General features: G+C 43.7%; 9 protein-coding genes. 8 read left to right on the top strand and 1 reads right to left on the bottom strand.

The features are described from left to right. Positions 1-217: 217 nt before the first annotated feature. From AS888_RS13405 to AS888_RS13375, 7 genes are all read left to right on the top strand, one after another. The gene (locus AS888_RS13405) at positions 218-1,711 is read left to right on the top strand and encodes a carboxylesterase/lipase family protein (RefSeq protein ID WP_061142658.1); all 1,494 of its coding nucleotides are present in this window, start codon (positions 218-220) and stop codon (positions 1,709-1,711) included. A 131-nt stretch (positions 1,712-1,842) separates the two neighbouring features. Then, the gene (locus AS888_RS13400) at positions 1,843-3,192 is read left to right on the top strand and encodes an amino acid permease (protein ID WP_061142657.1); all 1,350 of its coding nucleotides are present in this window, start codon (positions 1,843-1,845) and stop codon (positions 3,190-3,192) included. A gap of 18 nt (positions 3,193-3,210) precedes the next feature. Next, positions 3,211-3,864: a nicotinate (nicotinamide) nucleotide adenylyltransferase gene (gene nadD / locus AS888_RS13395; RefSeq protein WP_061142656.1), complete on the top strand. Its 654-nt coding sequence runs from the start codon at positions 3,211-3,213 to the stop codon at positions 3,862-3,864. Positions 3,865-4,580: 716 nt separating this feature from the next. After that, complete coding sequence (locus AS888_RS13390) at positions 4,581-5,636, top strand: sulfate ABC transporter substrate-binding protein (protein ID WP_061142661.1); 1,056 nt, start codon at positions 4,581-4,583, stop codon at positions 5,634-5,636. 70 nt (positions 5,637-5,706) lie between these two features. Further along, positions 5,707-6,546, top strand: coding sequence for a sulfate ABC transporter permease subunit CysT (gene cysT / locus AS888_RS13385; RefSeq protein WP_061142660.1), 840 nt, complete (start codon positions 5,707-5,709; stop codon positions 6,544-6,546). A gap of 11 nt (positions 6,547-6,557) precedes the next feature. Further along, positions 6,558-7,442: a sulfate ABC transporter permease subunit CysW gene (gene cysW, locus AS888_RS13380; protein ID WP_185113088.1), complete on the top strand. Its 885-nt coding sequence runs from the start codon at positions 6,558-6,560 to the stop codon at positions 7,440-7,442. 11 nt (positions 7,443-7,453) lie between these two features. After that, on the top strand, positions 7,454-8,518 hold the full coding sequence (locus AS888_RS13375; RefSeq protein ID WP_061142655.1) for a sulfate/molybdate ABC transporter ATP-binding protein: 1,065 nt from the start codon (positions 7,454-7,456) through the stop codon (positions 8,516-8,518). A gap of 208 nt (positions 8,519-8,726) precedes the next feature. Here the strand turns inward: AS888_RS13375 and AS888_RS13370 are convergent, their stop codons facing one another. Then, positions 8,727-8,966, bottom strand: a complete 240-nt coding sequence (locus AS888_RS13370) for a hypothetical protein (RefSeq protein WP_061142654.1) — start codon at positions 8,964-8,966, stop codon at positions 8,727-8,729. Between the two features lie 322 nt (positions 8,967-9,288). Here AS888_RS13370 and AS888_RS13365 point away from each other — a divergent pair. Then, a partial coding sequence (locus AS888_RS13365; protein ID WP_155645487.1) for a coiled-coil domain-containing protein occupies positions 9,289-10,323 on the top strand: 1,035 nt, incomplete at its 3' end.

Here is a 10,323-nt window from a genome sequence, read left to right as displayed (position 1 = left end):
CGGAAAGCGAGTGCCTGGAGTGGAAATCAACGTCTAAATTGTACAGGCCATAAAAATAGACAAACTCGATTTTCATCGAGTTTGTCTACAGTCTGAGACCCGAATGGGTCTTTTTTTTGTCGCCTTTATCTTTCTTTTTTTTGTAAAGATGAAGGATATAAAGGAATCAAAAAAGAAGAACTTAAGTAATCGAAACTAATTGGAGAGGTGAGAGTGGATGATAGGATCAATCGTAACGACTGCAAAAGGGCATCTTCAAGGGACGATGGAAAACGATATATATGTTTGGCGTGGAGTCAGGTATGCGAAGGCGCCAGTTTCTGCCTTGCGTTTCCGCTCACCGGAGCCAGTCGAGAAATGGGGCGGTGTAGTGGATGCGGTGGAGTTCGGTCCGATTCCTCCACAGCCGAACGACAGGGCAGGCACAGAAAAAATGGATGAAGATTGCCTATTCCTTAATATATGGTCACCGAGAGCGGATGATAAAAAGCGACCCGTCATTGTATGGATTCCAGGTGAGGCAAACATTTTTGGAGCAGGGTCCATCGATCAGTATAATGGGCATTCATTGGCTAAGAATGGAGATGTTGTCGTTGTTAGCATCAATTACCGGGTAGGGGCATTGGGGTATGTGGATTTTACCGATTTTGTTGATAGAGGTGAAACATTCGAAACCAATTTAGGTTTACGCGACCAAGTGGCATCGTTAAGATGGATCAAGGAAAATATAGAGGTTTTTGGCGGCGATCCGGAAAATGTTTCGATTTTTGGGGAACTGTCTGGAGGCAACGCCGTTACGACCTTACTGACTGTACCATCGGCAAGAGGACTTTTTCAAAAGGCCATTGCCCTAAGCCCCACCCCGACATCTGTATACGGAAAAGAAATCGCACAACGAATCAGTGAAAGGTTCCTTCAGATTTTGGGAATCGGCAAGAATGAAGTACATCGATTAAAGTCACTCCCCGTTGCAGACATCCTCGCCGCGTCCTCGCGGTTACTACAGGAAAATTCACAAGCCATGCCAGGCACCCTGCCATTTGGACCTGTCGTCGATGGTGATGTTTTGCCTGATTATCCACTTGAGTCGATTCGCTCGAAAAGCACCGAGGGCATACCCTTGCTTATAGGAACAAAACGAGACGATGTGCCATTATTAGGCCAAATCGAATCCCCTTTCATCCCGGCAAATGCAGAGGTGGTCGAAAAATTGTTTGAAAACACTGACCCAGAGGCAAAGGGGCCGATTGAAAATGCTTATGGGTCGTTCCCAGAAAAGGAAAAGACGCTGGGTAAAGGCGGTCTTCCAATATACCATATTCCTTCCGTTTGGTATGCGGAGGTATACAGCCGTTTTGAAAAAACCTGGATGTATCACTCTGATTGTAAAACGGCTGCCGATCGTATAAGCGAATGGGGGGGACTTCCGGGTTTGGAACACCCTTTTGCATTCCGGAATTTCAATGCCACCTTTGTGAGGCGGATCCGTTCCGACCGTTTCAAGTCATCACGTAAGGTAACAGACAGGATAAAGAACCATTGGGTTAATTTTGCGAAATATGGAGATCCAAATCCGCCTGAGGGGGAAATTTGGCCGAAATACAATGAAGCCAATCGTTACACGATGATTTTTGATAAAAGAGATTATATTGAAAAAGATCCTCATAGAATGATAAGGTTGGCATGGGAAGGCGCAAAAATCTACAAATGAACGAGGTCGATGCAGGAAAAAGCTGCGGAACATCGTGAAGATTTCTTTGATGGCTGGAAGCAGCCGAGCCTTGGTTATACGAACATCCTTGAAAATAAGAAGGGAATCATTGCCTAAGATGGGAGCAACATATGGAAAAGAATAAACTGCGTCGTGAATTATCATCAAATCAAATCACCATGATTGCCATGGGTTGTGCAATAGGCACGGGCTTATTTCTGGGCAGCGGCCTTGCGATTTCGACAGCAGGCCCGAGTGTCTTGATCAGCTATGCGATAGGTGCCTTCATTGTCCTTCTTTTAATGGGCTGTTTGGCAGAAATGACGGTAGCCTATCCAACATCGGGATCCTTTGGCACGATTGCCGAAAAATATATCAGTCCATTTGCTGGTTTTGTTGTGAGGTATTCGTATTGGATCGCGAATGTCCTGGCAATTGGGGTTGAAGTGAGTGCCGTAGCAGTATATATGAAATACTGGTTTCCTGATGTACCTGGGATTATTTGGATCATTCTTTTTGCGGCCCTGCTGATCTATGTAAATGCAACAAGCGTCAATACATTCGGAAATTTCGAGTATCTGTTTTCGATGATAAAAATAAGCGCCATCGTCATCTTCATTTTACTGGGAGCGTATGTGGTCATCGGTGCCGAGCCTGCAAGCGGAATCGGCGTGGAGAACTATACCAATCACGATGGGTTTTTGCCATTTGGGTTCTGGGGCCTTTGGGTGGCCATCTTCATATCTCTCTTCAGCTTTTTAGGGACAGAGCTGATTGCCGTGACCGCAGGGGAAGCAAAGGACCCTGATATTGCCGTACCGAAAGCTTTAAAGGCGACTGTTTTCCGACTCGCAACGTTTTATGTACTGACAATCGGAATCATGTTAATGATTGTCCCGTGGCAAGATGCTGGCATGGATAAAAGTCCTTTTGTCAGGGTGATGGAAATCCTGAATATACCCGGTGCATCGGGTATCATGAATTTCATTATTTTAACGGCAGCTTTATCAGCCATGAATAGCCAATTATACGCCTCCACCCGGATGATATTTTCATTATCCGAGCAAAGGCAGGCCCCGGCATTTTTTCGGAAAGTAAGACAAAATGGAGTTCCGATAAGGGCCTTGCTCATATCTACTTTGGGCATTTTCCTTGCTGCAGGTGTAAAGGTCCTTCTTCCTGATACCTCCTATGCGTTCATGATGGGCATATCGATGTTCGGTGCCATCTTGACCTGGTTCATGGTTTTCATCTCGCATTTATATTTCAGGAAGAGCTGGGAAAAAACAGGCGGGCGTAAATTACCGGTAAGAATGCACGGTTTTCCATATTTAACGATACTTGGCGCCTTGCTTTTGCTTGCATTGACGGTATCCACTTGGTTTACTGGCCCATTTAAAATCGTTCTCCAGTTTGGTGTGCCGTGGTTGATTTTTCTTTGCATCGTTTACACATTCATGCTGAAAATCAAGAGAAAGTGATGAAGGGGGGGGATGTGTATGGGTAAGATTGGAATTTATGGTTCTTCCTTCGATCCAGTCACAAATGTTCATTTATGGACAGCATCGACGATTGCGCATCGTGCAAAGCTGGACAAGGTGATTTTTTTACCTTGTGCAAATGGGCGCATCGATAAACAAATGAAAACGAGTAATGAACATCGTTGGGAAATGCTTGGCATGGCCATAGAGGATAATCCGCTTTTCGAAGTGAGTGATTATGAAATCAATGAACGTGCAGGTACGGGGAAACAATACACCTGGTATACGATGGAGTTCTTTAAATCACAGTATCCAAGTGACGAAGTGTATTTCATAATGGGTGCCGATTTACTGGATGATATGGATAATCAGGATCAGCCGGTGCACTTACGATGGAAATTCAGGGAAAAATTGATTGCCAATCATAAATTCATCGTCATGGCACGTGATGGGATAGACATGCTGAAAATCATTTCCAAGAGTCCGTTGCTTAGGAATTATGATGATGGCAATACCTTTCACCTTATCGATAAAGGCCTTTCCATGGAAATCAGTTCTACCTATATAAGGGATGAATTCTCGATGGGGGGAGAGCCAAGATATTTGCTGCCTGATCGGTGTTATCAATATATTTTGGATAAGAAGCTGTATCGAAAAGATACCATGCCTTAAATGTTTGGATGTATGGGTCTCTATTTTTCCTTAAAAAGCACCCTATGGGATGGACACTTGAATAAAGTCCATCCCATAGGGTGCTTTTGCTTATAATAAGAAAAAAAAACGCGTCGTATTGAGCTTGCTGCTATTGTTTTTCTCCGATTCACTCTGCATTAGGGGAAAGGTAGAACGGCTAGTGCACGTGATTTAGGAGGATTTGTACTTAGACCGTTTCCTTTCACTTTCTGTGAAGATGAAGAGTGAATCCCGATTATCCACATGCAGATGGCGTGAAACAGCCTCAAATTCGAGATAAAGCCTAAACTCGCAAGTAAATCCGATAAATTCGCGGGCAAAAGTGCCGAACTGGCGAGTAAAGTGGCTAAGTGTACGGGTAAAACTCCGAAATCCAAAAGAAAAGGTTTGTACGTTATGCGTTCATTCGACAGCAGGTGCTAAGCTTTCCAGAGGCGGTCGGCCCTCGGGTGTCTCTCTTTCCTAAAGCCGGAGTCTCGTTATTCCGTATCAATCACTCATTTTAATTGGAAAGGATCAGAAAAATAGTAGTTCCATATCCTTGTGTAAAAAAAACGCAGTTGACAACTTGGTATACTTTGCTTTATGGTAGTTATACGTAAATTCAGAATATTTGCTGATCAGAGAACTGAAGGCATGCTATCTCCTTGAATAGAATGATTGAAGGGGATGGTTTGCCTTTTTTGTTGCTAAAAGTGAAAAATAGGGGGAAGTCCATGAAAAAGTTGATGGTGTGGTCAAGTGTAATTTTAGCCTTCGGTTTACTTGCGGGATGCAATTCGTCGGAAAAAACGGAGGGAGACGGAAAATCGAAAAAGGTTGAGCTATTGAATGTGTCATATGATCCGACACGGGAATTGTATCAGGAATTCAATGAGGCGTTTGCGAAGCATTGGAAAGAAGAGTCCGGTCAGGATGTTACGATTCAACAATCCCATGGCGGTTCCGGGAAACAAGGCAGGGCTGTCATCGATGGCTTGGAAGCGGATGTCGTAACATTGGCACTTGCTTATGATATTGATGCCATTCATGAAGCCAGTAACCTATTGGCGAAAGATTGGCAAAAACGCTTACCGGAAAACTCGACGCCATATACATCAACGATCGTGTTTTTGGTGAAAAAAGATAATCCAAAAGGAATTAAAGATTGGGATGATTTAATCAAGAAGGATGTTTCGGTCATTACACCAAATCCAAAGACTAGCGGGGGAGCAAGGTGGAACTACTTGGCTGCGTGGGCTTTTGCCGAGAAGAACTACGATAATGACGAAGCAAAAGTGAAGGATTTCATGAAGAAACTTTATCAGAATGTTGAGGTTTTGGATTCTGGAGCACGCGGTGCTACGACCACATTTGTGGAGCGGGGAATCGGCGACGTCCTGATTGCTTGGGAGAATGAAGCCTATTTGACGCTTAAGGAGTTCGGTGATGATAAATATGAAATCGTCAATCCGTCAATCAGTATTCTAGCTGAGCCTCCAGTAGCTGTTGTCGATGAAGTGGTCAAGAAAAAAGGAACAAAAAAAGTGGCTGAAGCCTATTTGAAATACCTTTATACAGATGCCGGTCAGGAAATTGCCGCGAAAAACTTCTATCGTCCTAGGGATGAGAAGGTTCTCGCCAAATATCAAGACCAATTTGCCAAGATCGATATGGTGACGGTGGATGGCAAGTTTGGCGGATGGAAAAAAGCCCAAGAAACACACTTCAATGACGGCGGTACATTCGACGAGATTTATCAACCCAAATAAGCCATGAGGGAGAAGGTGTATGTTCACATCTTCTCCCTCATACACAATAAGAAAGAACTGGGGCGAAACGATGACTATAATGACAGAAGGAAAACGGAAGAATAAAAGGACCATACCCGGTTTTGGATTGACGATGGGTTTTACGCTGCTGTATCTTACCATCATCGTTTTGATCCCGTTATCGATGGTTTTTCTGAATACGTTTTCGATGGGATTACAGGAGTTCTGGGCGACCATAACAGAACCAAGGGTAGTCGCCTCGTATAAATTGAGTTTTATGACAGCGTTAACTGCGGCATTCGTGAACGCGGTTTTTGGTGTTTTAATTGCATGGGTGCTCACTCGCTATGAGTTTCCGGGTAAACGGATCATCGATGGATTGGTTGATTTGCCTTTTGCCCTCCCGACTGCTGTCGCAGGGATAACCTTGACGACCTTGTATTCACCGAATGGGTGGATCGGCCAATTCTTTAGCTTTAAAATTGCATTCACCCCTGCAGGGATCATCATAGCCCTCATATTCATCGGCCTTCCATTCGTGGTCCGGATGGTTCAACCAGTGCTTGAGAATATCGAAAAAGGAATGGAAGAAGCCTCGGCTTCCCTTGGGGCGAATCGCATGCAAACATTCATAAAAATAATTTTCCCCGAACTGATTCCAGCGATACTGACTGGCTTTGCGCTTTCATTTGCAAGGGCGCTGGGAGAGTATGGATCCGTAGTCTTCATTGCCGGAAACATGCCATTTAAAACGGAGATTTCGCCGCTGATCATCATGACAAAGCTCGAACAGTATGATTATGAGGGTGCCACGGCGGTAGCGGCAGTGATGCTCGTCATTACATTTCTGATCTTGTTCACCATCAATGTCCTGCAGTGGTGGACAGGCAAAAGATACTCAGGGAAGTAGGAGGGGACATAGTGGAACATGATCATTCAGTTGTTGCAAAAACGAATGGACCTGTCAAGATCACGAAAAACGCAATAAAAGAGCCAAAATCAATACAGTGGATCCTTATTTCCATTGTCTTGCTGTTTTTGACGTTGTTTTTAGTCGTCCCATTAATCGCCATTTTTGTAAAGGCGTTTGAAAAAGGAGCAGATGCTTATTTGGCGGCAATAGCCCATCCGGATTCATTGGCGGCAATCAAGTTAACATTGATCGTCGTCCTCATCACGGTGCCACTCAATGCCGTTTTTGGGGTAGTGGCTGCGTGGACGATAACTAAATATGATTTTAAAGGGAAAAACTTCCTGATAACGCTGATAGATTTACCTTTTTCGGTCTCGCCTGTCATCGCCGGTTTGATTTTTGTCCTTCTATTCGGCTTACATGGGGCACTTGGTCCGGTGCTGCAAACGCTTGGCCTGAAAGTGATCTTCTCGATACCTGGGATAGTCATCGCCTCCATTTTCATCACTTTCCCGTTCATTGCTCGTGAGTTGATCCCGCTCATGCAAAGCCAGGGAACTTCCGAAGAAGAGGCATCATTGACACTTGGTGCAGGAGGGTTCAAGACTTTTTGGTATGTCACGCTTCCTAATATTAAATGGGGCCTTTTATATGGCGTCATCCTGTGCAACGCAAGGACGATAGGGGAATTCGGCGCGGTATCGGTCGTATCCGGCCATATAAGGGGAATGACGAACACGATGCCGCTTCATATTGAAATCTTATACAATGAATATCAATTTTCAGCAGCGTTTGCCGTTGCATCCCTGATGTCCATATTTGCCATCATCACCTTGATCATCAAAAGCTTCATTGAATGGAAAACGGACTTCAAATCGACAAAAGCGAGCTAGGAGGGGAAGAAATGAGCATCATCGTTGAAAACATTACAAAATATTATGGATCATATCAAGCTCTTACCAACATCAATTTGGAAATTAAGAGCGGGGAACTCATCGCTCTTCTTGGCCCATCCGGATCTGGGAAAACATCATTATTGCGCATCATTGCGGGGCTTGAGCAGGCAGAGAATGGGAGTATCCTATTCAATGAGGAAAATTACACACATAAGCATGTAAAGGATCGAAATGTTGGTTTCGTCTTCCAGCATTATGCCCTTTTTCGCAATATGACCATATTCGATAATATTGCTTACGGTTTAAAGGTCCGCCCCAGAAAAATAAGACCAGGTAAAAAAGAGATTGAACAAAAAGTGATCGAGTTGCTTCAGCTCGTCAAGTTGGAAGGATATAAAGATCGGTACCCATCCCAGCTATCCGGCGGCCAGCGCCAGCGTGTAGCTTTGGCAAGGGCCCTTGCGGTCGAACCTAACATACTTTTGCTTGATGAACCATTTGGGGCATTGGATGCCAAGGTTCGCAAAGAACTCAGGCGCTGGTTGAGAAGGCTTCATGATGAATTCAATGTGACGAGTGTGTTCGTGACGCATGATCAAGAAGAAGCGATGGATGTCGCAGACAGGGTGGTCATCATGAATGAAGGGAAAATTGAACAGGTCGGAACGCCCGAAGAAGTATATGATCACCCGATCAATCCATTTGTTTATGATTTTCTTGGCAGTGTCAATCTTTTCAAGGGGAACGTCCAACAAGGGAAATTGGTAACGGGGAATGTGGAAATGAATGCGCCTGACAGTGAAGATGGCGTCAGCACAGGGTATGTGAGGGCGCATAATTTCATCATCGAAACAGAAGCGTCAGGAAAGGATTCGATAGCCTCCATCATCGATCATATTCATACGATGGGAGCCATCGTCCGCATCGAAGTGATCCGCGAGGATACGAACGAACCGCTTGAAGTCGAGCTGACCAAAGAGCATTATATTCAGCTTGGATTAAGAAAAGGCGCAAAAGTGTTTGTCAGGCCAAAAGAGCTGAAAGTCTTTGTCGACTATATGGCTGGAATTTAAGCGAATGTCGAAAAACGAAGGTTTCGGAAAGCTTGTCTTTCCGAAGCCTTTTTGATTTGTATCCTGTATCTGTAGCGACGGGTTCCGGTTTTCCAACTTTCTCGATTTTTTATTGAAGACGAACAAGAGAGGCTCGTATTTGCATAGCAAACGATTCATGGCGCCACAACCTACTATTCTAAAACCTGGAAGACTATAGGCAGAGTATTCATGCCGAGAGGATTGTAAGGAAAGGCGCCAACTTTTGCGGGGAAACATGGCCAAGGGAGTCACCGCAGGCCGAAAGGTGAAGAGGCGTTTCCCAGATCCTCTGGACAAATGGAGAGAGGAAACCGACTTTTTGTTTCTCAGGAATGGCAGGTGAAAAGTCCACCGATTTTATCGTGTTTTCTACCTGCCAATGGTCACTGGTTCCTTGGTTATAAGAAGTAGATAAATAGTCTTGCATCAAAACCCACACTGCGTTATGTAAAATAATGGACGTTTTATCACATGAAAAAGTCGAATTTTCGTGTATTATGTTAAAAATGAAATGTAATTGTAATATTGTTATTACGCATTTGACAAAATCTGATGATATACTACGACTTAGGTAAAACATAGTAGAGTTTCAGAAATATATTTCATATTGTTACAACCATAGAAAAATACATAATGAGTAAAAAAAATAGAGAAGAGTTCCCAGCTATTTATTTTGACTGATGATTTTTCATAGAGAAAAAGAAGTGGGTCGATGGAAATGCACGGGGAGGAAAGCAGGGGAAATGAGCTTGAAGAAAAAACTTATCGTATTGAACACGACAATTATGCTCGGTTTAGGTAGCGCTTTTGCATTACCGTCAGTGAAAGCCGAGTCAATCTCAGACATTCAATCACAGCGTACAGGAATTCAATCGGACATATCAGAAGCAGAGCAAGTCATCAAGGAATTGAAAAAAGAACAATCGAAAATGATTTCCCAAATTGCCCAGATTGAAAATGCAATGAAGGCAAATGACGAGAAAATCAAAGAAACGAAGCAAGAAATCAAAGATACTGAAAAAGCGATAGAGTCACTAAAGAAAGAAATTAAAGCTTTGGAAGATAGAATCGCTAAACGCGAGGAAGTTTTGAAAGAACGTGCGGTTTCATTCCAAGAGAGCGGCGGGGACGTTGATTACCTGGAAGTCGTTTTAGGTTCGAAAAGCTTTGGTGAGTTCGTTAACCGTGTTGGCGCAGTGGCAACGATCGTGGAAGCTGACCAGCAAATCCTTAGCGAGCAGGAAGCGGATAAAGCTGACCTAGAGAAAAAACAAGCGTCTGTAGAGAAAAAATTGCAAAACCTGAAAGATATGGAATTAGAGCTTAAAGGCATGCAATCCCAGATTGAGGACCAAAAAGAAGAAATGGTCGAAATGAAGGCAAAGAGTGAAAAGAAAGAATCGGAAGCAGAAGCCCTTAAACAGGCTTTAGAGAATAAAGATGCTGGACTTGAAGCACAAATTGCATCGATTCGTGAAAATATCAAAAAAGAAGAAGAGCGTAAAGCAGCAGAGAAAGCAGATCTTGATCGTGCTGCACAAGAAGTGAATTCTTCTAGTGATGAATCATCTAAAGGAGAATCGTCGTCGTCAAGTACTTCTAACGCTGGATCATCAAGTTCGTCTAAAGAACCAGCTTCTTCTTCTGATTCATCTAAGAGCAGTTCTGCTGACAAACCTGCAGCAAGCAAGCCAGCAGCCAGTAAAACTGAAAACGTAAGCAAGCCAAGCAGTGCAAATACAGGCTCTGCCATTACAGCAGGCTATAAATATATCGGTAACTCG

Origin of the sequence: Peribacillus simplex (assembly GCF_001542915.1) — a bacterium.
Classification (GTDB): Bacteria; Bacillota; Bacilli; order Bacillales; family DSM-1321; genus Peribacillus; species Peribacillus simplex_B.
This window is presented reverse-complemented; position numbering and strand designations above follow the sequence as displayed.